20 protein-coding genes and 2 pseudogenes are annotated in these 22,112 nt (G+C 73.1%); 12 read left to right on the top strand and 10 right to left on the bottom strand.

Translation table 11 applies throughout. From position 1 onward, the window contains the following. Window positions 1-68 precede the first annotated feature (68 nt). The 6 genes from ACIP2X_RS12940 to ACIP2X_RS12915 all read right to left on the bottom strand — a co-directional run bounded on the left by ACIP2X_RS12940 (window position 69) and on the right by ACIP2X_RS12915 (window position 6,519). Window positions 69-767: an ABC transporter ATP-binding protein gene (locus ACIP2X_RS12940; RefSeq protein WP_401671303.1), complete on the bottom strand. Its 699-nt coding sequence runs from the start codon at window positions 765-767 to the stop codon at window positions 69-71. After that, window positions 760-1,917, bottom strand: coding sequence for an oligopeptide/dipeptide ABC transporter ATP-binding protein (locus tag ACIP2X_RS12935; RefSeq protein WP_401672337.1), 1,158 nt, complete (start codon window positions 1,915-1,917; stop codon window positions 760-762). The genes ACIP2X_RS12940 and ACIP2X_RS12935 overlap by 8 nt, the downstream gene beginning before the upstream one ends. 110 nt (window positions 1,918-2,027) lie before the next feature. Then, window positions 2,028-2,924, bottom strand: coding sequence for an ABC transporter permease (locus ACIP2X_RS12930; protein WP_401671301.1), 897 nt, complete (start codon window positions 2,922-2,924; stop codon window positions 2,028-2,030). Window positions 2,925-2,938: 14 nt separating this feature from the next. Beyond that, window positions 2,939-3,907: an ABC transporter permease gene (locus tag ACIP2X_RS12925; protein ID WP_401672335.1), complete on the bottom strand. Its 969-nt coding sequence runs from the start codon at window positions 3,905-3,907 to the stop codon at window positions 2,939-2,941. 20 nt (window positions 3,908-3,927) lie between these two features. Continuing rightward, the gene (locus tag ACIP2X_RS12920) at window positions 3,928-5,514 is read right to left on the bottom strand and encodes an ABC transporter substrate-binding protein (protein ID WP_401671299.1); all 1,587 of its coding nucleotides are present in this window, start codon (window positions 5,512-5,514) and stop codon (window positions 3,928-3,930) included. Window positions 5,515-6,060: 546 nt separating this feature from the next. Continuing rightward, window positions 6,061-6,519, bottom strand: a complete 459-nt coding sequence (locus ACIP2X_RS12915; protein WP_401671297.1) for a DUF6174 domain-containing protein — start codon at window positions 6,517-6,519, stop codon at window positions 6,061-6,063. 320 nt (window positions 6,520-6,839) lie between these two features. Between ACIP2X_RS12915 and ACIP2X_RS12910 the strand changes: the two genes are divergently transcribed. The 4 genes from ACIP2X_RS12910 (at window position 6,840) to ACIP2X_RS12895 (ending at window position 12,255) form a co-directional block, all read left to right on the top strand. Then, the gene (locus ACIP2X_RS12910; RefSeq protein ID WP_401671294.1) at window positions 6,840-7,490 is read left to right on the top strand and encodes a DUF4360 domain-containing protein; all 651 of its coding nucleotides are present in this window, start codon (window positions 6,840-6,842) and stop codon (window positions 7,488-7,490) included. A gap of 247 nt (window positions 7,491-7,737) precedes the next feature. After that, window positions 7,738-9,804, top strand: coding sequence for a discoidin domain-containing protein (locus tag ACIP2X_RS12905; RefSeq protein WP_401671291.1), 2,067 nt, complete (start codon window positions 7,738-7,740; stop codon window positions 9,802-9,804). Window positions 9,805-10,867: 1,063 nt separating this feature from the next. Next, window positions 10,868-11,275, top strand: coding sequence for an SseB family protein (locus tag ACIP2X_RS12900; RefSeq protein WP_401671289.1), 408 nt, complete (start codon window positions 10,868-10,870; stop codon window positions 11,273-11,275). A 164-nt stretch (window positions 11,276-11,439) separates the two neighbouring features. Beyond that, window positions 11,440-12,255, top strand: coding sequence for an MBL fold metallo-hydrolase (locus ACIP2X_RS12895; protein ID WP_401671286.1), 816 nt, complete (start codon window positions 11,440-11,442; stop codon window positions 12,253-12,255). Window positions 12,256-12,268: 13 nt separating this feature from the next. On the opposite strand, the gene ACIP2X_RS12890 is transcribed toward ACIP2X_RS12895, so the two are convergent. Together ACIP2X_RS12890 and ACIP2X_RS12885 are read right to left on the bottom strand one after the other, a co-directional pair. Next, window positions 12,269-12,538, bottom strand: a complete 270-nt coding sequence (locus ACIP2X_RS12890) for a hypothetical protein (protein WP_401671284.1) — start codon at window positions 12,536-12,538, stop codon at window positions 12,269-12,271. A 119-nt stretch (window positions 12,539-12,657) separates the two neighbouring features. Then, entirely contained in the window at window positions 12,658-13,047 is a 390-nt protein-coding gene (locus ACIP2X_RS12885) for a MarR family winged helix-turn-helix transcriptional regulator (protein WP_401671282.1), read from the bottom strand. A gap of 253 nt (window positions 13,048-13,300) precedes the next feature. Between ACIP2X_RS12885 and ACIP2X_RS12880 the strand changes: the two genes are divergently transcribed. From ACIP2X_RS12880 to crcB (ACIP2X_RS12870), 3 genes are all read left to right on the top strand, one after another. After that, window positions 13,301-13,588, top strand: coding sequence for an ArsR family transcriptional regulator (locus ACIP2X_RS12880; protein ID WP_401671279.1), 288 nt, complete (start codon window positions 13,301-13,303; stop codon window positions 13,586-13,588). Between the two features lie 227 nt (window positions 13,589-13,815). Then, window positions 13,816-14,322, top strand: a complete 507-nt coding sequence (gene crcB, locus ACIP2X_RS12875) for a fluoride efflux transporter CrcB (protein WP_401671276.1) — start codon at window positions 13,816-13,818, stop codon at window positions 14,320-14,322. Then, window positions 14,319-14,693 (top strand): fluoride efflux transporter CrcB, encoded by a 375-nt coding sequence (gene crcB, locus ACIP2X_RS12870; protein WP_401671273.1) that lies wholly within the window; start codon window positions 14,319-14,321, stop codon window positions 14,691-14,693. The genes crcB (ACIP2X_RS12875) and crcB (ACIP2X_RS12870) overlap by 4 nt, the downstream gene beginning before the upstream one ends. 52 nt (window positions 14,694-14,745) lie before the next feature. On the opposite strand, the gene ACIP2X_RS12865 is transcribed toward crcB (ACIP2X_RS12870), so the two are convergent. Further along, window positions 14,746-15,807 carry a fatty acid desaturase family protein gene (locus ACIP2X_RS12865; RefSeq protein WP_401671271.1) on the bottom strand — a complete coding sequence of 354 codons (1,062 nt, stop codon included), beginning with the start codon at window positions 15,805-15,807 and terminating at the stop codon, window positions 14,746-14,748. 210 nt (window positions 15,808-16,017) lie between these two features. On the opposite strand from ACIP2X_RS12865, the gene ACIP2X_RS12860 reads away from it, so the two are divergent. From ACIP2X_RS12860 to ACIP2X_RS12840, 5 genes and pseudogenes are all read left to right on the top strand, one after another. Further along, window positions 16,018-16,695 carry a FadR/GntR family transcriptional regulator gene (locus tag ACIP2X_RS12860; protein WP_401672333.1) on the top strand — a complete coding sequence of 226 codons (678 nt, stop codon included), beginning with the start codon at window positions 16,018-16,020 and terminating at the stop codon, window positions 16,693-16,695. Then, window positions 16,692-17,762, top strand: a complete 1,071-nt coding sequence (locus ACIP2X_RS12855; RefSeq protein ID WP_401671268.1) for an asparaginase — start codon at window positions 16,692-16,694, stop codon at window positions 17,760-17,762. Before ACIP2X_RS12860 ends, ACIP2X_RS12855 begins: the two co-directional genes overlap by 4 nt. 384 nt (window positions 17,763-18,146) lie before the next feature. Next, window positions 18,147-18,333 (top strand): annotated as a pseudogene (locus ACIP2X_RS12850) (glutaminase); the annotation flags it as partial. Window positions 18,334-18,423: 90 nt separating this feature from the next. Continuing rightward, window positions 18,424-19,818 carry a polyprenol phosphomannose-dependent alpha 1,6 mannosyltransferase MptB gene (gene mptB / locus ACIP2X_RS12845; protein WP_401671265.1) on the top strand — a complete coding sequence of 465 codons (1,395 nt, stop codon included), beginning with the start codon at window positions 18,424-18,426 and terminating at the stop codon, window positions 19,816-19,818. Continuing rightward, on the top strand, window positions 19,815-21,164 hold the full coding sequence (locus ACIP2X_RS12840) for a glycosyltransferase 87 family protein (RefSeq protein WP_401671263.1): 1,350 nt from the start codon (window positions 19,815-19,817) through the stop codon (window positions 21,162-21,164). The genes mptB and ACIP2X_RS12840 overlap by 4 nt, the downstream gene beginning before the upstream one ends. A gap of 35 nt (window positions 21,165-21,199) precedes the next feature. On the opposite strand, the pseudogene ACIP2X_RS12835 reads toward ACIP2X_RS12840, so the two are convergent. Continuing rightward, window positions 21,200-22,084 (bottom strand): annotated as a pseudogene (locus ACIP2X_RS12835) (D-alanyl-D-alanine carboxypeptidase family protein); the annotation flags it as partial. Window positions 22,085-22,112 lie beyond the last annotated feature (28 nt).

The raw sequence follows: 22,112 nt of genomic DNA, 5'->3' as shown, positions 1-22,112 counted from the left end.
CCCCTCCGGGTTCCGGCCCGCGCGGACCTCGGCGTGTGGCGTGTGCCACATGGGGTGCGCCCGGTGGATCAGGCGGCGCCGGAGACCGGCTCGCCCACGGCGACCGGTTCCTTGCCGCACACCGTCTCCCAGGGGGCCGTGCGGTCGCACCAGCGGTGCAGGAGCACGCGGTCGTGCCCCACGGCGAGCAGTCCCGCGCCCGTGGTGGCGCGGTACTCCTCGACGGCCGCGACCAGGGCGGCGGTGGTGGAGGCGTCGAGCATCGCGGTCATCTCGTCGCACACCAGCCAGCGGGGACGCAGGACCAGGGCACGGGCGAGGCAGGCGCGCTGGAGCTGGCCGTCGCTGACCTCGTGGGGCTGCCTGCGCAGCAGGTCGGCGGTCAGGCCGACCGTGTCGGCGAGTTCGGCGACCCGCTGGGGGATCTCGTCGCGCCGGCCGGTGGCGCGCAGGGGTTCGGCGATCAGGTCGGTGAGCCGCAGGCGGGGGTCGGCGGAGAGCCGTGGCTGCTGGAAGACGACCCCGAAGGCGGTGCGCAGCGCGCGGGGCGCGCGGTGACGCCACTGCCGTACCGGCTCGCCGTCCAGCAGCACCGTGCCGGAGTCCGGGCGGTGCAGAAGGGCGGCGACCCGGGCGAGGGTGGACTTGCCGCAGCCGCTGGGGCCGAGCAGCCCGACGGCCTCGCCCGGCGCGACGGCCAGGGAGGCGTTCCGCACGACCGGTGCGTGGCGGTCGTATCCGGCGGTGACGGCGCGGAGTTCAAGCACGGATGTCCTCGGGAGCCGGAACGGCAGGGCGCGCTGTTCGCGGGCCGTGACCTGTGAGCGGGTGGTGGCAGGCTACGGAGTCGGTCAGCGGCGGCAGCGCGCCGCAGTTGTCGCTGACCCGGTCGCAGCGCGCGGCGAAGGCGCAGCCGTCGGGGAGCGCGCCGAGCTCCGGGGGCAGACCGGGGATGGGGGTGAAGGCACGGTCGGGAAGGGCCTGGAGGAGGCCGCGGCTGTAGGGGTGGCGGGGGCCGGGGGAGCCGAAGAACGCCGTGGCGTCGGCGATCTCGACGATACGGCCCGCGTACATGACCGCGATCCGGTCGGCGATGCGCTCGGCCGCCGCCAGATCATGGGTGATCATCAGCAGCGCGCGCCTGGTGCCGTTCGCGTCCCGGGTGCCCTCGCCGTCCCGCGCGCCATCGGCGCCCCCTGGCGCGCCCGGGCCGTCGGCGTCGGCCGCAGCGCCCGTACTCTCCGGGTCGCCTGCGATGGTCGGCGTGCCCCTACCCCTCGGGCCGCCCGAGACGGCCGGAGCGTCTGCGCCCTTCGGGACGCCTGCGGTGACCGAAGTGCCCGTGCCGTCCCGGCCGTCGACGTGGCGGCGCAGTTCGTCGACCGTACGGTCCACCAGGTCGCGGTCGAGCCCCGTCGTCGGCTCGTCGGCGAGCAGCAGCGGGGCGTCGCCGACGAGGGCGAGCGCGGTGGCGGCGCGCTGGGCGAGGCCGCCGGAGAGCTGATGCGGGTGGCGGTCGAGGTGGTCCAGGGGGAACGCGGCACGGCCGGCGGCCGACTCCGCCGCCGCGCGCAGCGCGGCCCGGCCCCGGACCGGGGTCAGCTCCCGGAGAGTCTCCTCCAGTTGGGAGCGGATGGTGCGCACCGGGGTGAGGTGCGCGGCCGGACTCTGCGGTATGAGCCCGATCCGGCGGCCCCGCACCCGTCGGGCGAGGGTCCGTTCGTCGGCGCAGAGCAGGTCGAGGTCGCCGAGCCGGGCCTCGCCGGCCGTCTCGGCGTTGGCCGGGAGCAGGCCCAGCAGCGCGGACGCGAGGACGGACTTGCCGCAGCCGCTCTCGCCGATGAGGGCCAGGCACTCGCCCGCCGCCACGTCGAAGTGCGCGCCGGTGACGGCGGCGACGTGGGCACCGCCCGGCATCCGGAAGCGCACGGAGAGGCCCCGCACCGAGAGCACGGGGGACTGTCCGGCGGAGGGTGACGACGGGTGACTCGCCCGTCGTTCGGCCGGTCCGCGTGGCGGTCGCTCGGTCACAGCATCAGCTCCGATCGGCGGCGGGGGTTGATCCGCTCCCGCCAGGCGCCGGCCAGCCCGGCGACGGCGAGGGTGGGCACGATGATGAACAGGCCGGGGAAGAGGGTCGGCCACCACTGCCCGGCGAGCAGCGAACCGCGCGCGCTCTGGATGAGGGTGCCCAGGCTCGCGGTGTGGGTGGGCAGTCCCAGCCCGAGGAAGGACAGCGCCGACTCGTGCCACATGGCGTGCGGCACCATCAGCACCGCGGCGAGCGCGGCCTGGGGCAGCACCCCGGGCAGCAGGTGCCGTACCGCCACGCGCCGGCGCAAAGCGCCTCCGGAGACGGCGGCGTCGATGTACGGCCGCGAGCGCAGCGAGAGCACCTCGGCGCGCACGATGCGCGCGGTCGACAGCCAGTGGGTGAGCGCCACCGAGACGACGACCGGCCAGACCCCCGGCCGGAACATGGCGACGATGAAGATGCCGAGCAGCAGATGGGGCACCGAGGAGAAGGTGTCGACCAGGCGCATGATGCCCCGGTCGAACCAGCCGCCCAGCGCGCCGGCGGCGGCGCCGACGGCCGTGCCGACCACGGTCGCGGTGAGCGCCGCCGCGACACCGACGAGCAGCGAGACCCGCAGGCCGTACACGCAACGCAGCAGCAGGTCCCGGCCCACGTCGTCGGTGCCGAAGGGATGGTCCCAGGACGGCGGCAGCAGTTTGGCGGACAGGTCGACGGCCTGCTGGTCGAGTTGAGCCAGCGGCGGGACGAGCAGGACGGCGAGGACGGTCAGGGTCACCAGCGTGGCGGAGACGCGCACGCGCAGCGCGCGGGTCGAGCGGCGGGCGGTGCCGGCCGCGCGCCACGCGGTCGGCGCCGGCGGCTCGGTCTTGATCGCGGTGTCAGCCACGGCAATTACCAAGGTCACATGTCACTGAGTTTCACCCTCGGGTCGAAGAGGCCGTAGAGCAGGTCGGCGACGAGGTTGCCGGCCAGGACGGCGGCGGTCGCGAGGGTGGTCAGGGCGGCGAGCAGCGGGAAGTCGACGGCGGTGGCCGCCTCGACGGTGGCCGCGGCGATGCCCGGCCAGCTGAAGACGCTCTCCACCAGCAGTGCTCCGGTGATGAGTTCGGGAACGCGGGAGCCGATCAGGGTCAGCACCGGCAGCAGCCCCGAGCGCAGGGCGTGCCCGAGCAGGACGGTGCGTTCGCCCAGTCCCCGGGCGCGTGCGCCCCGGACCGGGTCCTCCGCCAGGGCGTCGCCGACCCCTTGCCGTACGTACAGGGCGAACCAGGGGAGCTGGGAGACGGCGAGGACCCCGGCGGGCAGCACGAGGTGGCTCGCGACCTGACCGGCGGTGACCCGCTCGCTGGCCGTGTCGGTCAGGCCGCCCGCCGGGAGCACGTCGAGTTGCAGGGCGAACAGCCACACGGCGAGCAGGGCGATCCAGAAGACCGGCGCGGCCTCCAGGGTGTAGGCGAGCGAGGTGACGGCCCGGTCGAGCATCGATCCGGGACGGCGGGCGGCGAGCACCCCGAGCACCGTCCCGGCGAGCACGGCCACGGTGAACGCGACCGCGCACAACAACGAGGACCACACCAGGCGTTCGCCGATCACCTGCGCCACCGGCTGCCGCAGCACGCTGGAATGGCCGAGGTCGCCGGTGAGCGCCGAGGTCAGCCATTCCCACCAGCGGGCCGGGAACGACTGGTCCACACCGAGGTTGTCGCGCAGCCGGTCCAGGGTCTCCTGGTCGGCACCGAGCGCGGCCGTGCCGGCGTACGCCTTGACGGGGTCGAAGGGGGAGGCGGCGGCGATGGCGAACACGCCGAACGTCACGACGAGCAGCACGGGGACGGCGAACAGGGTCCGCCGTCCCGCCAGTCGTGCCATCGCCCCCCAGGGCAGTGGCGTCATGTCCGGGGCTGCCAGTCCTCGATGTTCCACCAGGGGCCGCTGGCGAAGCCGTGCTCGTGCGGTTCGAGCTGGGTGGTCAGCCCGTTCCAGCGGTCCGCGAGCACGTAGAGGTGGTCGATGTGGGTGAGGAACGTGTAGCCGGGGTCCTTCACCAGCTCGCGCTGCACCGTCTCGTACGCGGCCCTGCGCTCGCCCGGGTCCTGGGTACGGCGGCCGGTGTCCAGCGCCTCGTCCACGACCGGATTGTCGTAGCGCGCCATGTTGTTGAAGCCGTCGCCGGCGAGGGAGGAGTGCAGCAGGGTGTAGAGGCCGAAGTCGGGGTCGCCGGTGCTGCCGAAGCCCGCGAGGACCGCGGTGTCCTTCATCCGCGGTTCGATGACCTCCCAGGTGGCGCTCTCCACCGTCACGGCGATCCCGGCCTTCTTGGCGTCGGAGGCGTAGGCGAGGGCGTGGTCCTGGCGGACCTTGTCGCCGGAGGGGTAGAGCAGCGTGAAGGCGGCCTTCTGCCCGCCCTTGGCGCGGATGCCGTCCGCGCCGGCCTTCCACCCCGCCGCGTCGAGGATCCGCCGGGCCTTGTCCAGGTCCTGCGTGCGCTCGACGTCCTCGGCGAAGGCGGGATCGTCGACGGGCAGCGGTCCGTACGCCGGGGTGCCCGCGCCGTCGAGGATCTTGTCGACCATGGCCTCGCGGTCGACGGCGGCGTCGAGCGCCTGCCGGATCGCGCGGTCGCCGGTGACCTTGCCGGCGGTCGGGAGGGTGACCGCGCGGAAGTCGTAGGACCTCGCCTCGTACGACTTCGCGCCGTCGTCGTTCTTGAAGGTGGCGGCGAGGTTGGGCGGCAGGACGGCGCCGTCGAGGTCGCCGGAGCGCAGCCGGGTGGCGCGTACGTTGTCGTCGGTGATGACCGCCATGGTGAACGTCTTCACCTTCGGCGCGCCGCCCCAGTAGTGCGGATTCGCCTTGAACGTCATCTTCTCGCCCTTGCTCCAGGCGGAGAGGACGTACGGCCCGGTACCGACCGGCTTGGTGTTGAAGGAGCCGGTGTTGGCGTCCTGCTCGCCCGCTATGTGCTCGGGAGCGATGGGCAGTACCGTGCGCCCGGCGAAGGGCGCGTACGGGTACTTCAGGGTGAAGACGACCTTGTCGTCACCGCTCGCGCGGACGTCCTTGACGGCGTCCAGCTCGCTCCTGGCCGTGTTGTTGGTCTTCTCGTCCAGCACGGCCTTGTAGGTGAAGACCACGTCGGCGGGCGTGAGCGGCTCGCCGTCGCTGAACTTCACGCCGTCGCGCAGGGTGTACGTGTAGGTCAGGCCGTCGTCGCCGATCTCCGGGAGCGACGTCGCCAGCGCGGGCTTCAGTGCGAGGTCGGCGTCCCGTGTGAGCAGCCCGTCGAAGATCTTGGAATTGCCGTCCTTGCCGTAGCCGAGCAGCGGGCTGAAGGTGTCCGGCTCGTAGCCCACGCCGATCACGACCGAGTCGGCTGCACCGCCGCCGGCGCCGCCCTCGCTGGGGGCGGAACAGGCGGCGACCCCTGCCGCCATCGCCGCCACGACGGCGGCTCCTCTTGTTCGACGGGTCGTCATGAGCCTCACACTCTTATTGCTGGCCGATCGTACTTGCACATTATGTGCGACGGGAGAGATACCCCTGCGCGCGGGATGTCAGTCGCCGCGGATCGGAGCGAGTGCCGCCGTCCCGGCGACCGACGGCGTCGCGCCAGGCAAGGGGGCGTGGTCGCCGGTCCGGCCGGCTGTGAGGCGGGGGGACCTGACGGTTCGGCTGCCACGATGCGGGAGCCGGCCGGTTCGGGCGGCCGTGAGGCGTGAGCGGGTCGACGCGGGAGCGGTGTGCCGGGTCGTGCGGGGGGTCGCGACGACTTCGGAAGGTGTGCCGGGTCGTGCGGGGGGAGCGGGACGACTTCGGGAGGTGTGTCGGGTCGTGCGGGGGGAGCGGGACGACTTCGGGAGGTGTGTCGGGTCGTGCGCGGGGGCCGGGGCGACTTCGGGAGGTGTGCCGGGTCGTGCGCGGGGGCCGGGACGACTCGGGAGTGTGTGCCAAGTCGTGTGCGGGAGCGGGGAAGCGGCTCGGTAGGGATTCCGGCGCCTCACCTCGCCCGGCCGTGCCTCATCTCACCGCGCCAGCGGCTCGTAGGCGCTGATGACGTAGGCGGCCTCGTCGTCGATGGCCCGCTCGTCCCGGTCGAGGACGATGCTGCGTGGATGCCCGTCCGCCGCGTACTCGATCTCGGCCCTGTCGGCGCCGTCCTGCCGGGCCCGGTCGAATTCCCTCAGCAACTCCCCGAGGGTGGGCACCGCGTCGGGATTCTGCCGGACCACGCGCCGTCCGCTGTCGTCCAGGCCGACCGCCGTCGCGACCTCGCCGTCCCGCACGGTCACGCGGAACGTCCCGATCAGCGATCGCTCGCCCTCGGTCGACAGGAGGGTGTAAGTGTACGAGGAGGGTTCCTCCCAGTCCGTCGCACGCTGTGCGCCGCCGCACGCGGCGGTCGCGCACAGCAATCCGGCGACCAGTCCGGCGATCGGTCGGGGAGCGAACAAGGCGTGGTCGCCGACGCGTGCACTCTTCATGGTGGCAGTCCCTTCGGCCCTCGGAGCGGCTACCGCTACGACGGCGGCCGGCCCCGGAACGTTCGGGCGTGAGGTGCGCGAGGCGCGTCCGGCCGACGGGGATGTCCGGATCCAGCCCTGGCCGCCCGATCGGCAAGGCCCCTACGATGCGAGCGCTCCCGACCTTCACAGCGTCTTCACAGGTGCCTCCCGGGGTCGGGAGCGCGACAGGTCCGCCATGAACAAGTACAAGTTTGTCATGTTCATGACTGAACCATCGTGGTTGCCACCCCCCGTTCGGAGGCCGCATCCGGCCTCGAAGAAGCACAGATGGGAGAACCATGGCCGCTGGCCTGCTCATGAGCGGCGCGATCGGCGCGCTGCTCGCCACGGCGGTACCCGCGCAGGGTCCGTCGACCGGCATCGTCGACCCGCCCCCGGACCGCATCGTCATCAAGGTCGCCACCGTCAACGGCTCCGGCTGCCCGCAGGGCACCGCCGCCGTGGCCGTCTCGCCCGACAACACGGCCTTCACGGTGACCTACAGCGAGTACCTCGCCCAGGTCGGCGGCGGCTCCGACCCCACGGCGTTCCGCAAGAACTGCCAGCTCAACCTGATCGTCCATGTGCCGCAGGGCTTCACCTACGCCGTCGCCAGCGCCGACTACCGGGGCTTCGCCGCCCTCCAGCCGGGCGCGAGCAGCGTGCAGCGGGCCTCGTACTACTTCCAGGGCTCCTCGAACACGGAGTTCAGGAGCCACCCCTTCCGCGGCCCCTACAACGACAACTGGCAGGCCACCGACTCCACCGACTGGGCCCAGCTGGTGTGGGCGCCCTGCGGCGTCCAGCGCAACTTCAACATCAACACGGAGCTGCGGGTCAACGCGGGCAGCTCCGCCCCGGCGAGCACCAGCTTCATGACGATGGACTCGACCGACGGGGACATCAGCACCATCTACCACCTGGCGTGGAAGGAGTGCCCCGACGACTGACCCGAGGGGTCTGGGTCCGTTCCCCGGTCCGCCGTGACGTCCGGCGGACCGGGGAACGGCCGTACCGGTACCAGCCAACAGGCGCCCCACGCACGGCTCTTGACGTCATCGGCACCGCTGGCCATCCTCGACGCATATCTCTCGCCGTTCATGACAACCCGTCAGTAGCGGCCCCAGAAGGGCCAGGGCCCAAGGACCCGAGGGCCCCTGGCGCCCCTGCCATCCCGCCGACCGAGGGACGTGGGTAATGACCTTGGCTCCACGAAGCCCGAACCGCCGCCGCAGGCACGTCACCGTCGTGTCGCTGCTGCTCCTCGTGCTCGCCACCGTCCTCGGCCCCGCGCCGAGTTCGGCCGCCGGGACCGACTGGTGGAACCCCACCGCGCGGCCCGCCCCGGACTCCCAGATCAACGTCACCGGCCAGCCGTTCACCGGGACCGACGCCCAGGGCGAGGTGCGCGGCTTCGTCGACGCGCACAACCACCTGTTCTCCAACGAGGCGTTCGGCGGCCGGCTCATCTGCGGCAAGACCTTCTCCGAGGCCGGCGTCGCCGACGCCCTCAAGGACTGCCCCGAGCACTATCCCGACGGCTCGCTCGCCATCTTCGACTTCATCACCAACGGCGGCGACGGCAGGCACGACCCGGTGGGCTGGCCCACGTTCAAGGACTGGCCCGCGCACGACTCGCTGACCCACCAGCAGAACTACTACGCCTGGGTGGAGCGCGCCTGGCGCGGCGGCCAGCGCGTCATGGTCAACGACCTCGTCACCAACGGCGTCATCTGCTCGGTGTACTTCTTCAAGGACCGCAGCTGCGACGAGATGACGTCGATCCGGCTGCAGGCCAAGCTGACGTACGACCTCCAGGCCTACGTCGACAAGATGTACGGCGGGCCCGGCAAGGGCTGGTTCCGGATCGTCACCGACAGCGCGCAGGCCCGCCAGGTCGTCGAGCAGGGCAAGCTGGCGGTCGTCCTGGGCGTGGAGACCTCCGAACCCTTCGGCTGCAAGCAGATCCTGGACATCGCGCAGTGCAGCAAGGAGGACATCGACAAGGGCCTCGACGAGCTGTACGCCCTCGGCGTGCGCAGCATGTTCCTGTGCCACAAGTTCGACAACGCGCTCTGCGGCGTCCGCTTCGACTCGGGCAGCCTCGGGACGGCGATCAACGTCGGCCAGTTCCTGTCGACCGGGACCTTCTGGAAGACGGAGAAGTGCACGGGCCCGCAGCACGACAACCCCATCGGCGGTGCGGCGGCACCGGCGGCCGAGAAGGAGCTCCCGGCCGGGGTGGACGTGCCCTCCTACGCCGCGGACGCCCAGTGCAACGTCCGCGGCCTCACCGCACTGGGTGAGTACGCCGTGCGCGGCATGATGCAGCGCAAGATGATGCTCGAGATCGACCACATGAGCGTGAAGGCCACCGGCCGGGTCCTCGACATCTTCGAGGCCGAGTCGTACCCGGGCGTGCTGTCCTCGCACAGCTGGATGGACCTGGACTGGACGGAGCGGGTCTACTCCCTCGGCGGCTTCATCGCGCAGTACATGCACGGCTCCGAGGGCTTCATCGCCGAGGCGGACCGGACCGTGGCGCTGCGCGAGAAGTACGGCGTGGGCTACGGGTACGGCACCGACATGAACGGCGTCGGCGGCTGGCCGGCACCGCGCGGCGCGGACGCCCCCAGCGCGGTGCAGTACCCCTTCCGCAGCGTCGACGGCGGCTCGGTCCTCGACCGGCAGACCACCGGGCAGCGCACCTGGGACCTGAACACCGACGGAGCCGCGCACTACGGCCTCGTGCCGGACTGGATCGAGGACATCCGGCGGGTCGGCGGCCAGCGTGTGGTGGACGACCTCTTCCGGGGTGCCGAGTCCTACCTCGGCACCTGGGGCGCGTCCGAGCGGCACCGGTCCGGAGTGAACCTCGCCTCGGGCGCCTCGGCCACGGCCAGTTCGGCGGAGTGGAACCCCTTCACCAGCTACGCGCCGGGCCGGGCCGTGGACGGTCACCGCGACACCCGCTGGGCCAGCGACTGGAACGACGACCAGTGGCTGCGGATCGATCTGGGGTCCACGAACCTGGTCGGGCGCGTCACGCTCGACTGGGAGCGGGCGTACGGGAACGCGTACCGCGTCGAGCTCTCCACCGACGGCACCGACTGGAAGACCGTCTGGTCCACCACCGCCGGCGACGGCGGGCTGGACACCGCGCGCTTCACCGCGACGCCCGCCCGCTACGTCCGCGTCCAGGGTCTGGGCCGGGCCACCGACTGGGGCTACTCGCTCTACGAGGTGGGCGTCCACAGCAACTGACACAACGACATCCGCGGGCCCCGCCGGACGGTTCTGGCGGGGCCCGCTCGTCGTGCGCCCCGGCGGCGGGGTCCGCCCACCACCCCGCGCACGTATGCACGACGAGCGCGCATCTTGTGCGAATTTCCGGCTGTCTGATTGGCTTCGCCGTGCCCGAACCGGTGGATATTTCTACGCCGTGGAAAGGGTGGCGGGGTATGGCGAATTACCCTGGCGCACGACGCCGCCGGGCGTTGGAGTCCCCGAAGTGCTGGAAAGGGGAAGACGGTTGACAGGGATCACGGCCGCACGATGGCTGGTCCGTCTCCGTGTGCGGAGAACCCTGGGTGTCCGGGTGGTGCCGCGCACTCCTTCGAGTGACCCGCTCGCCGCGCTGGTGAGGACGGCGCAGCAACTGGACTACGGCGCCGGCCGCGCCGACGGGCCGGCAGGAGGCCCCCCGAAGCACTAGACGCCCCTCGGCCGCGCCTGACTCGCCCTTCCGAGCCCCGAGCCACACCCGGGTCGCCCGGCTGACCACCGCCCACGCCCCCCGCCCCGAGCCGCGGCACCCCCTTCCGGCAGGGCCCCGACGCCGTGCGCTTCGTGTGACGTCCTTGCCCCGTGCGACGGGCCGACGGCATGCCGCGCTCCGAGAGACGGCCCTCGCGCCGGGCGACCGACTCGGCGAGGCCCTCTCGCGCCGCGTCCCGCGCGGCGGGCTTTGCTTCGCGCGGTGGCCCTCGGCCTGTGCGACCCCGCGGCGTCGCTCGCTCCGCGCGGTGGTCACCCCCCGTCTCGTGACGCGTCGCCGCTCGCCCACCGGCGGGGTGCGCGCTGTTGCGGTGCGGCCACGGCGGGGGTCCGGCGCTGCCTCTCAGATGGCCGGCAGGAAACGCAGGGCTGCGGTGGGCGGGACGCGGACGCACGGGGCGTGGGACGGGGACGGCATGTCCGTCGGGCGCGATTCCTCGGGCCGGCGGGGTATGGCCCGCGCTCCGCCGGGGTACGCGTCGAGGGCCGCACCGGGGACCGATCTTGGCCCGGGCGGGCCCCCCGAACCCCCACGATCAGGGAATCCGTCATGGAGACACCCGCGAACGACCCCACCCCCACACCGGCCCAGCGCGCGCTGGACGCGCTCGTCGTGAACACCGAGGACGAGGCGGCGCTGGACACGCTCGCGAGCAGCGACGTGCTGATCCCCGTGCCGGACGACGCCGTCGAGGAGGAGGCGGCCGACCCGGGCGCGGTGGCGCTGCCCGTCCTGGAGGAACCGGACGGGCGGCCGGTGGTGCCCGTGTTCACCTCCGAGCTGGAGATGGCGGAGCTGCTGCCGTTCGTCTCCCGGTACCGCCTCGTGCCGCTCGGCGCCCTCGCCTCGCAGTGGCCGTCGGACGACCTGTCCCTCACCATCGACGGCAGCTCGTCGCACGGTCTGACGCTCACCTCGGACGGGGTGCGGGCCCTGCTGGCCCGGCCGCAGCACTGAGACCGGGCGTTCACCTCGGGTGAACGCCCACGTCACACGGTATCCGCCAGGCCGAAGGACACCGAGGTCGGCCGGAAATCTGCCCCGCGGCGGGGTGGTCGCGCCCCGCGCGGTGGGAAGACCCCACCGGAAGGATCCACAGCGAAGGAACGTGGGGGGTCGTCTTGAGGGTCGTCCTGCTCGGCACCGCGGCCGAAGGCGGCTTCCCGCGGTGGAACTGCGGCTGCGCGCCGTGCGCCGCCGCCCGTGACGGCAAGCTGCCCTCCCGTACCCAGGAGGCGGCTGCCGTCACCGGCAACAACCGCGACTGGTGGTTGCTGAACGCCTCGCCGGACATCCGCGCCCAGCTCACCACCACCTCCGCGCTGTGGCCCGCCCCCGGGCCCCGGGCCACCCCGGTGCGCGGGGTGCTCCTGACCGACGCCGAACCCGAACACGTCGGCGGACTGACCGAACTGCGCGGAGGTCCGGGCCTCAAGGTGTACGCCGCGCCCCCGGTCCTCACGGCGCTCACCCCGGCCCGCGCCATGGTCGACCGGTACGAGCCCTGGGAGTGGTGCGACAGCCTCACCGCCGGCGGATTCGTCCTCTCCGGCGGCCTCGTCGTCACCGCCCACCCCGTCGGCGCGTCGGCGCCGTCGTATCTGCCGCGGCGCACGGCGGACGAGAGCTGGGTGACGGCGTACCGCATCGAGGACCTGGCCACCGGCGGTGTCCTCGTCTACGCGCCCCGCCTGAGCGCGCCGGGCGCCGCACTGAAGGAGCTGCTCGCGGGGGCCGACTGCGCGGTGCTGGACAGCGGCTGTCTCCTGACGGGCGGCGAAGCCGGGACGGCTCCGGCGGCTCCGCCCGGGCTGCGCCGTGTCCCCACCCGCCTCCATGACGCGAGCCCCCTGCTCGACCCCGCCTCGGCGGCCTGCGCGCAGGAGGGGCGGACGGGGGTCGAGGTCCTCGCGGACGGGGCCGAGTTCGTGCTGTGAACGGCCGAGGCCGTCACTCGGTGGTGAGCTCCAGCAGCTGATCGGCGGCGGTGGTGTTGCCGGCGTCGGCCAGCCGCCGCAGCTCGTCCAGGTTCCCCTGCTCGGTGGCGACCTCGATCAGCTGGTCGGTGGCGACGCTGCTGCCCCGGTCCGCGAGGCGGCGCAGCTCGTCCAGGTCACCGCGTTCGCCCGCGAGCTCGACCAGCTCGTCGATGGCGTCGGGGTCCCCGCTGTCGGCCCGCTCCCTCAGCAGCTGGAGCGCGGTCGGGTCGGAATCGGTCATGTTCGGTACCTCTCGTGTTCGCCGGCCCCGTCTGGGCAGCCTTTCCCGAGGCTGGAAGCCCGTCACGACCAGGTACCCCAGCGGTGGCCCCCCATCAGGGGGACGCGGCCCCGTCCGGCTCAGGCGGTCAGCATCCGCCGCAGCGCCGACCGCTGCAACGGCAGCACCTCCGCGTGCAGGGCGCGGCCCTTCTCGGTCAAGGAGACCCACACCCCCCGCCGGTCCTCCACGCAGACGCTGCGCTCGACCAGGCCGTCCTTCTCCAGGCGGCCGATGAGCCGGGAGAGGGCACTCTGACTGAGGTGCACCCGGCCCACGAGGTTCTGCACCCGGCAGTGGTCACCCGCCTCGGGCGTCTCGGCGACGAGGATGTCCAGCACCTCGAAGTCGCTCGCACCGAGCCCGTGCGGATGCAGTACGCGGTCGATCTCCCCCATCGTGCGGGCGTGCACCCGCAGGACGTCCCGCCACCGCTGCTCCAGAGAGGTGTCGACCGTGTTCGCTGCCATGTCCGCACGGTAACACCGATCCGGTCATTTATTGAAGGTGCAACTAGTGCGCGTGCAACCCGCTCAGCCGGTCGTGGCCGCCGATTCCTCACGACGGCCCATCCTGACGACTCCTCCCGAAGCCGCCTCCCGCGACATTGCGTCGAAAGCCCCTTCGATCCCGGTCAACTCCGGCCGTGTGCCGGCTGCGGCCGCTTGCCCGGCCCCACAGTGGGGAAACGCCACGTAGAGGGTCCGGACCAAGGGGGAAGCGATGCTGAGGACTCCCGCCGGCGACGCCCGCCTGCGCATCCTGGAATGGCTCAAGGACCCGGCCGCCCACTTCCCACGCCGGCGCCACACCGACCTCGTCACCGACGGCGTCGACGTCGGCGCGGTCGCCGCGAAGCTCGGTGTGCGGCGCGCGGTGGCCCACACCCACCTCACCCTCCTCACCGACCTCGGCCTGCTGCGCGCCAAGCGCGTCCGGCGCCGCCTCTACTACCGCCGTGACGAGGTCCGGATCGCCGAGGTGGCCCGCATGTTCGAGAAGGGCTGGTAGGCGGCGCCCCGTCGGTCCCCGACGCGGCATGCGGCGTCGGGGTGCGGGAGGCGCCGGCGCCGAAGTGACGGTGGCGCGGCCGCGGAGTTAGCCTGACTCCGCCCTGTGCGCGCGACGCGGCGGAGCGGCCCGCCGCACCCGAGGCGCGGCGTCGGCGCCGTCGACGGTCCCACTTCGCGAGAGCGGGCGCCGCGTGCCCGGGCCCCGGCGAGGAGGAGACGTCCGGCATGACAACCCCCGATGCCGAGAGCCTTCCCGGTCACGCGCGAGCGCCGCGCGGGACCGGTCTGCGCGGCCAGGTGCCTGTCGTCGCGGTCGTCGCCGTCGGCGGTGCGATCGGCGCGGTGGCCCGGTACGCGGCGGTCCTGTGGTGGCCCCCGCACCCGGGCGGATTCCCCTGGTCGACGTTCTGGGTCAATGCCGTCGGCTGCGCGGTGATCGGCGTGTTCATGGTGCTCGTCACCGAGTTCCGGTCGCCGCACCGTCTGCTCCGCCCCTTCTTCGGCACCGGGGTGCTGGGCGGCTTCACCACCTTCTCGACCTACGCGGTGGACATCGAGCGGCTGGCGGACTCCGGCCACCCGGCGACCGCCGTGGCCTATCTGGCGGCGACGGTCGTCGCGGCGCTGGCCGCGGTGTGGGCCGCGACGGCCGCGACCCGCCGTCTCCTGGGGCGGGCGGTTGGGTCCGACGGCCAGGGGGACCAGGGCGGGAAGGCCGGGCAGGGCTCGTGAACTGGCTACTGGTCGTCGCGGGCGCCATGGTCGGCGCCCCGCTGCGCTACCTCACCGACCGGGCGGTGCGGTCCCGGCACGGCTCCGCCTTCCCCTGGGGCACCTTCGTGGTCAACGTCTTCGGCTGCGCGGTCCTCGGTCTGCTGACGGGCGCGGCCGTCGCCGGCGCCGCCGGCTCCCACCTTCAGTTGCTGCTCGGCACCGGCCTGTGCGGGGCGCTGACGACGTACTCGACCTTCTCGTACGAAACCCTGCGGCTGGCCGAGACGGGGGCGAGGCGCTCCGCCGCGCTCAACGTCGTGGGCAGCGTGGTCGTGGGCCTCGTCGCGGCGTTCGCGGGAGCCGCCCTCGGCGAGGCCCTGTGGTCGTGAAGGACGGGAGGCGGAACGGGGGCGAAGGACCTCCGCCCCCTCCGGCGAGGTCTCAGCCGCCAGCCCGGCGCAGCGGCTCCCCGACGCTGCGGAGATGACGCAGAGCCTCCCGGTGCGAGGCCGGCAGACCCGTCTGGTGATAGGGGATGCCCAGCTCGGCGCAGTACCGCTCGGTGATGATCTGGGCCTTGGCGAGCGCGGGCGTCGGCATGCTGGGGAAGAGGTGGTGCTCGATCTGGTAGTTGAGCCCGCCCATGAAGGCGTCGACGAGCGCGCCGCCCCGGACGTTGCGCGAGGTGAGCACCTGACGGCGCAGGAAGTCCAGTCGCGTCCCCTCCTCGATCATCGGCATCCCCTTGTGGTTGGGGGCGAAGACCGAGCCCAGGTAGACACCGAACAGGCCTTGGTGGACCGCGAGGAACACGAGCGCCTTGGCGGGGGAGAGGACGGTGAACAGGGCGCCGAAATAGACCGCGAAATGGGCGACGAGCAGCGACCCTTCCAGGACCGGCCGTTTCACCGAAGGATTCCGCAGCGCCTTGAAACTGCTGAAACTCAGATTCAGCCCTTCCAGGGTGAGCAGCGGAAAGAAGAGCGCCGCCTGATGCTTCCCTATGAAACGGGGCAGCCCTTTCGCTTTTCGCGCCTGGCGCCTGGACCACACCAGGATGTCGGGCGAGACGTCCGGGTCCTTGCCCTCGTGGTTCGGGTTCGCGTGGTGCCGGGTGTGCTTGTTCATCCACCAGCCGTAGCTCATGCCGAGCAGCAGGTCGGCGACCAGCAGTCCGCCCGCCTCGCTGGGCCGGCGACGGGTGAAGACCTGCCGGTGGGCGAGATCGTGGGCCGCGAGCCCGAGCTGGCCGAAGACCACGGCGAGAAACACGGCCACGATCAGCTGACCCCAGCTGTTCCCGACCAGCAGGAAAGCCCCGACACCGCCCGCGAGAGCGAGGCCCACGGCGGTGAAGCGCACGGTGTAATAAAGCGGCCGGCGGCGCAGAAGTCCGGCCTCGTTCATACGGCGGGCGAGTTCGGAGAAGTCGCTTCCCTCGCGTCGGTCGTCCCTTTCCTCGCGTGGGGAAGAGTTTCTCGGAAGCACCACTGGTTGCGTCATGCGCTTCAGTATGTGAAGGAGTTCCGGGCAGCAGAATGGCGTCGGCCCCCCGAGGCGGGGTGGAGGTAGCACCACCGCCGCCGCGGGGGTTTGTGCACGTGGGGGCCGCTCGGCCCCGCTTGACACGGGCCACGGGTGGCCCGGACCATCGCTCCCGTGAACCTGTCAGACAGCCAGACAGCCGGTACGGGCCCGCGGCGCGTGAGCGCGATGGAAGCGGTGCTCACCCACCTCCGCGGTGCCATCGAGCGGCGTGAGTACGCGATCGGCGACAAGCTCCCCTCCGAGGCCGAGCTCTGCCGCAAGCTGGAGGTCTCCCGGCCCGTGCTGCGCGAAGCGCTCCGTGCCCTGCAGGCGATGGGGCTGACGGTCGCCAAGACCGGCAAGGGCACCTTCGTCGTCGCCGACAGTGTCGAGGACCCCACCTTCGGCGACTACTCGGCCAGCGACCTGCTGGAGGTGCGGCGCCACGTGGAGATCCCGGTCGCCGGGTACGCGGCGCTGCGCCGCACCCCCGACGACCTCGACCGTCTCCACCACCTCCTGGACCGCATGGAGCGGGAGACGGACACCACCGCGTGGGTCGCGATGGACACCCTCTTCCACCTGACCGTGGCCGAGGCCGCGCAGAACCCGGTGTTCCGCCGGGTCATCGAGGAGATTCGGGACGCGCTGGCCCGCCAGTCGGCGTTCCTCAACGAGCTCGGCGGACGGCGTGAGCAGTCCGACCGCGAGCACCGGGCCATCGTCGAGGCGCTGGCCGAAGGAATCGAGCAGGACGCGGCCGAGGCGATGTCCCACCACCTCGACCGGGTCGAGACCACCCTCACCGACATCGTGCGCCCCGCGCGCACGGACCTCCCCAAGGAAGGCGGGACCGACCGATGACCCCCGAGACTGTCGACCTCGACCCCGCGGTGCGGGCGGACGGATCGGTGACGCACGGCGACTCCGCCGAGGAGGCACCCCCGGTGCGGGAGCCCCGTCACGCCCCCGTCGCCCACCTCGTACGGGGCGGGGTCGTGGAGGGCGTCCACTACGGGTCCGTCGTCGTCCTCGGAGCGGACGGCGAGGTCGCGTTCCGGCTCGGCGACATCGAGGCGGCGTTCTACCCGCGCTCGGCGCTCAAGCCCGTCCAGGCCGTGGCCATGGTGCGGGCGGGGCTTCCGCTCGACGGCGCGCTGCTCTCCCTGGCCGCCGCCAGCCACTCCGGCGAGGACCGTCATCTCGCCGGCACGCTGCGCGTCCTGGAACTGGCCGGACTCGCGGAGAGCGATCTGCGCAACGTGCCCGACATGCCGCTCGACCCGGGGGTGCGGGACGCCTGGGTGCGCGAGGGGCGCACGCCGTCCCGGCTCGCCCAGAACTGCTCCGGCAAGCACGCCGCCATGCTCTGGACGGCCAAGCTCAACGGCTGGTCCCTCGACGACTACCTCGACCCCGCCCACCCCCTTCAGCAGGCCGTCGCCGAGACCGTGGAGGAACTCACCGGTCAGCGCGTCGCCCAGGTGACCGTCGACGGCTGCGGCGCGCCGCTGTTCTCCGTCTCCCTGCACGGCCTGGCCCGCGCCGCCTCCCGGATCCTCACCGCGGCGCCCGGCACCCCCGGGTCGCGGGTCGCGGACGCGATGCGTGAGCACGCCGAGATGGCCTCCGGCTCCGGTCGGGACGTCGCGGCCCTGATGCGGGCGGTGCCCGGGCTGCTCGCCAAGGACGGCTACGAGGGCGTGCAGGTCGCGGCGCTCCCCGACGGCCGTGCCGTCGCCGTGAAGATCTCCGACGGCGCGAGCAGGGCACGGGTCCCGGTGACCGCCGCCGCACTGGCCCGCGCCGGCGTGGACCCCGACCTGCTCACGCAGTTCGCGGGCGAGCCACTGCTCGGCGGAGGCAAGCCGGTGGGTGCCGTACGCCCAGCCCGAGCGCTGGCCCCGTCGCCGCTCGCGACTCAGGCCTGAGGGGCGCGGGTGCGGCTCGCGGCCGCTGGGCCTCTGTAGGGCGCGAGCCGCTGCTGGGCGGGGGCGCGGCCGCGCGGGCGCTGGACCGTTCGCCGGTTGCGGCTCGGGCCTAGGGGCGCTGCTTCGGCTCGTGGCCGTTGGCTCGCAGTAAGTCAGGAGCCGCTGCTGGGCGGAGGCAAGCCGGGTGGGTGCGGTTCGCCCAACGCGAGCGCTGGCCGCGTCGCCGCTCGCGACTCAGGCCTGAGGGGCGCGCCAGTTCGGCTCGCCGCCGCTGAGTCGCAGCAGGGGGCGAGCCGCGGCGGGGCGGGGGGTGCGCCCGACGCGGGCGCTGGATCGTTCGCCGAACGGCTCGGGCCGAGGGGCGCTGCTTTCGCCTCGCGGCCGCTGAGTTGCAGTCAGGTCGACGCGGCCGGCGACTTCGTCTGTCGCGTCGGTCTGGCCGGCAGAGGCGGGTCGGGCGAAGGGAGCGTCGAGCTTGCGGAGCCCGGGTGTCGACGAGTGCGGCGTCTCGGTGGCCGGGGGCGCTGCCCTGGACCGTTTCACCGCGCTCACCGGAGTGTCGGTCTCCTGATCACGCGGAGGTCATGCGCAGGTTAACCCCGCGAGGGCGGCGCGTCGTTTTCCGGCCACCCGGTGTTGACAGGCTGACCGAGTGTTGGCCATGGCTTCCTCCGTCGATCTCCGCCGCTGCCAGATGCTGGGTCTGGCCGGCTCCGCCTTTCTCGCGTTGGGCGGTGAGACGGCCGGAGCCCTCCCGGTCCGCGATCTGCTGTCGCCGTCCTCGGCCGGCGCCGCGCTCGGACTGGTCGGCGTCTACTTCGGCGTCGTCCTGCTGATAGCGGCCTGGGCCCTGCTCGGCAGGCTGCTGCGCGGCCCCGAACCACCCACGCCCCGCTCCCTGTTGCTGGTCCTCGCGCTCTGGGCCGCCCCGCTGCTGCTGGCGCCGCCGCTGTTCAGCCGGGACGTCTACAGCTACCTCGCGCAGGGCGCCATGGTCGACGCGCAGATCGACGTCTACACCCACGGCCCCTCCCAGCTCGGCGGCCCGCTCGCCGACGAGGTCTCCCCGGTGTGGCGGCACACCGCCGCTCCCTACGGCCCGGTGTTCCTCGCCGCCGCCTCCGCCCTGTCCGGACTGACCCGCGGCGAGATCCCGGCCGGCCTCATGGGCATGCGGCTGCTGGCGCTCCTGGGCGTGGCCCTGATGGCCGCCGCCCTGCCCCGCCTCGCCCGGCACAGCGGCGCCGACCCGGCCGCCGCGCTGTGGCTCGGCGCCCTCAACCCGCTGGTCCTGCTGCACCTGGTGGCCGGCGCGCACAACGACGCCATGATGCTCGGCCTGCTCGGCGTCGGCCTGGTCGCCGCGCTGGGCCGCCGGCCCGTCCTCGGCGCCGTCCTCGTCACCCTCGCCGCGCTCGTCAAGGCGCCCGCCGCGCTCGGGCTCGCCGCGATCGTCGTCCTCCAGATGCGCGCGGGCCGCAGTGCCGTGCGAGCCGTGCTGACGACCGTCGCCGCGGCGGCCGCGACGACGGTCGCCGCGACCGCGGTCGCCGGTACGGGATACGGCTGGATCGCCGCCCTCAACACCCCCGTCTCCCCGCACAACTGGGCCCTGACCAGCCTGCTCGGCCGCGCCACCGGCGCCCTGCTGGAGCGGCTCGGCAGCGACCTCGCACCGCTCGCCGTGCCCGTCTGGCACACGATCGGCCTGCTGATCACGGCGACCGTGCTGCTCGTCATATGGGTGCGGCTGCGCCCGCGTCCGGTGTACGCGCTCGGCCTCAGCCTGGCGGCGGTGGCCGCCTTCGGCCCGGCGATCCGGCCCTGGTACGCGCTGTGGGGGTTGTTCCTCATCGCCGCCGCGGCGCCCGACACCTCGGTACGGCACCGGGTCGCGGCGGTCACCGGCGTGCTCGCGCTCGGCGTCCTGCCGAGCGGCGGCCCCGCCGACCTCGGGCAGCTGATGCTGGCCGTCTCCGGCGGCGTGCTCGCCGTGGTCGTGCTGTGGCAGGCCCATCAGGCCGCGCAGGCCCCGGTTCTGGGGCGTACCGCATGAGAACTCCTCGCACCGACCGCGGGCGGCTGCTGCTCGTGGTGCTCCTCGCCGCCGCCCTGACCTTCTTCACCGCGACCGTGCCGCTGCTGCGCGACTGGTTCGACCTGCGCGTCTACCACGGGGCCATCCACCACTGGATCCACGACGGCGGCCGACTCTACGACTACCGGGTGCCGGGCACGATGTACGGGTTCACCTACCCGCCGTTCGCCGCCGTCGCGATGCTGCCCATGGCCCTGGTCGGGATGGGGACCGCGATCGTGCTCGCGCTGCTGCTGAACCTGGCGGCCCTGGCCGTGACGATGCGCGTGCTGACCGGCCGCGCCTGGCGCCGGCACGGCTGGTACGGCTGCGCCCTGGCCGCCTGCGCCCTCGCGCTGTACGAACCGCTGCGGGACACCTTCAGCTTCGGGCAGGTCAACGTACTGCTGCTGGCCCTGGTCCTGGTGGACGCCTGGCTGCTCGCCACCGGGCGAGGCCGCTGGGCCGGCATCGGCATCGGTCTCGCCGCGGCCGTCAAGCTCACGCCCGCCCTCTTCATCGGCCTGCTGCTGCTCGCCGGACGCCGGCGCGCCGCCGCCGTCGCGACCGGCGTGGCCGCCGGGGCGACCGGTCTCGCGGCCCTGGTGACCCCCGAGGGGTCGCGCTTCTACTGGACGCAGGCCATGTGGGACACCACCCGGGTGGGCCGGCTGGACTACGTCTCCAACCAGTCCCTGCAGGGCATCCTGGCCCGGCTGGACATCGAGAGCCGCGCGGTCTGGGCGGTCACCGTGCTGCTGGTGCTCGGCGTGTGGGTGTGGCGCGCCCGCAAGGCGGTGGCCGCCGGCGACTGGTACGCCGCGTTCGCCCTCACCGGCCTGACGGCGTGTCTGGTCAGCCCGATCACCTGGGTGCACCACCTCGTCTGGCTGCTGCCCGCCTTCGTGCTGCTGGTCCGCGCCGGCCGCCCACGGCTCGCGGCCGTGCTGTACGCGGTCATGTGCACCAGCCTGGTGTGGCTGTGGTACGACGACGCGTCCGGCGTCGACGGGTTCCTCGGAAGCAACGCCTACGCCTGGATCACCCTCGGGCTGCTGCTGGGGCTGCCGGTAGGTCAGTCCTCGACGTGGAACACCTTGAGCCGCAGGACCAGTGCGGCGGCGGCCGCGCCCAGACAGGCGGCCACGGCGATGGCCGCCGTCTCCGGCCAGCCGGGCTCGGAATCCGGCGTGACCGCGGCGGCCACCGGGTCCGGACCGGCCTCGGCGCCGGGTTTGCCGCGCAGGGCGTCCAGCGAACCGACCGGGTCCACCCGGTCGGCGGCGCCGAAGCCCCAGTCGAGCAGCGACCGGGCCTCCTCGTAGACGTCGAAGGGGACACCCGACTGAGGGTTCATCACCGTCACGACGAGGGTGCGCCCGTTGCGCCTGGCCGCGGCGACGAGCGTGTTCCCGGCGTCGCTGGTGTAGCCGTTCTTGACACCGATCAGGCCCGGGTAGCGGCGCACGCCGTCGTCGCCGGTCAGCAGCCGGTTGGTGTTGCGGATGTCGTACGGCCGGCCGTCCTCCCCGGGGAACTTGGCCTCCACGGTGGCGCAGTACTGGGCGAACTCCGCGTTGCGCAGCCCCTCCCTGCCGAAGACGGCCAGGTCGTAGGCCGAGGACACCTGGCCGTGCGCGTCGTAGCCGTCGGGTGACAGGACCCGCGTGTCGCGGGCGCCGAGGACGCGCGCCTTGGCCTCCATCTGCCGTGAGGTGACGTGCCAGCCGCCGTTGAGCCCGGCCAGCACGTGCACGGCGTCGTTGCCCGAGCTGAGGAACACCCCGCGCCACAGGTCGGAGATGCGGTACGAGTGCCCCTCGCTGACACCGACGAGGCTGCTGCCCTCACCGACGTCCGCCAGTTCGCCGTACGTGACCCGGTGCTGGATGCCGCCGGGCAGCACGGGCAGCACGGTGAGTGCGAACAGGGTCTTGAGGGTGCTGGCGGGCGGCAGCTTGCGGTGCGCGTCCCGCGCGGCCAGCACCTCGCCGGTCTTGGCGTCGGCCACCAGCCACGACAGCGCGGAGACGTCCGGGACCTCCGGCGCGCCCGGCCGGGGGCGCACCTGGGTGCCGTGGCGGTGGAGCACCGCCGGCGCCGGTGCCGCCCCGCGGGGCGAACCCGGCGTCGCGGGGTCGGCGCCGGCCGGAGCGGCCGCGGCGACAGGCGCGAGGGTCAGGGCACCGGCCAGGCAGAGACCGCAGGTCGAGACGGCCGCCCGAGTAGAGAATCCGATCGTCATACGATCAACCTAGGAACGGACCGGCCTC

This window comes from Streptomyces sp. NPDC089424 (assembly GCF_044749345.1).
GTDB lineage: Bacteria > Actinomycetota > Actinomycetes > Streptomycetales > Streptomycetaceae > Streptomyces.
Note: the sequence above shows the minus strand (reverse complement) of the source record. Positions and strands in the feature narration are given on the sequence as shown.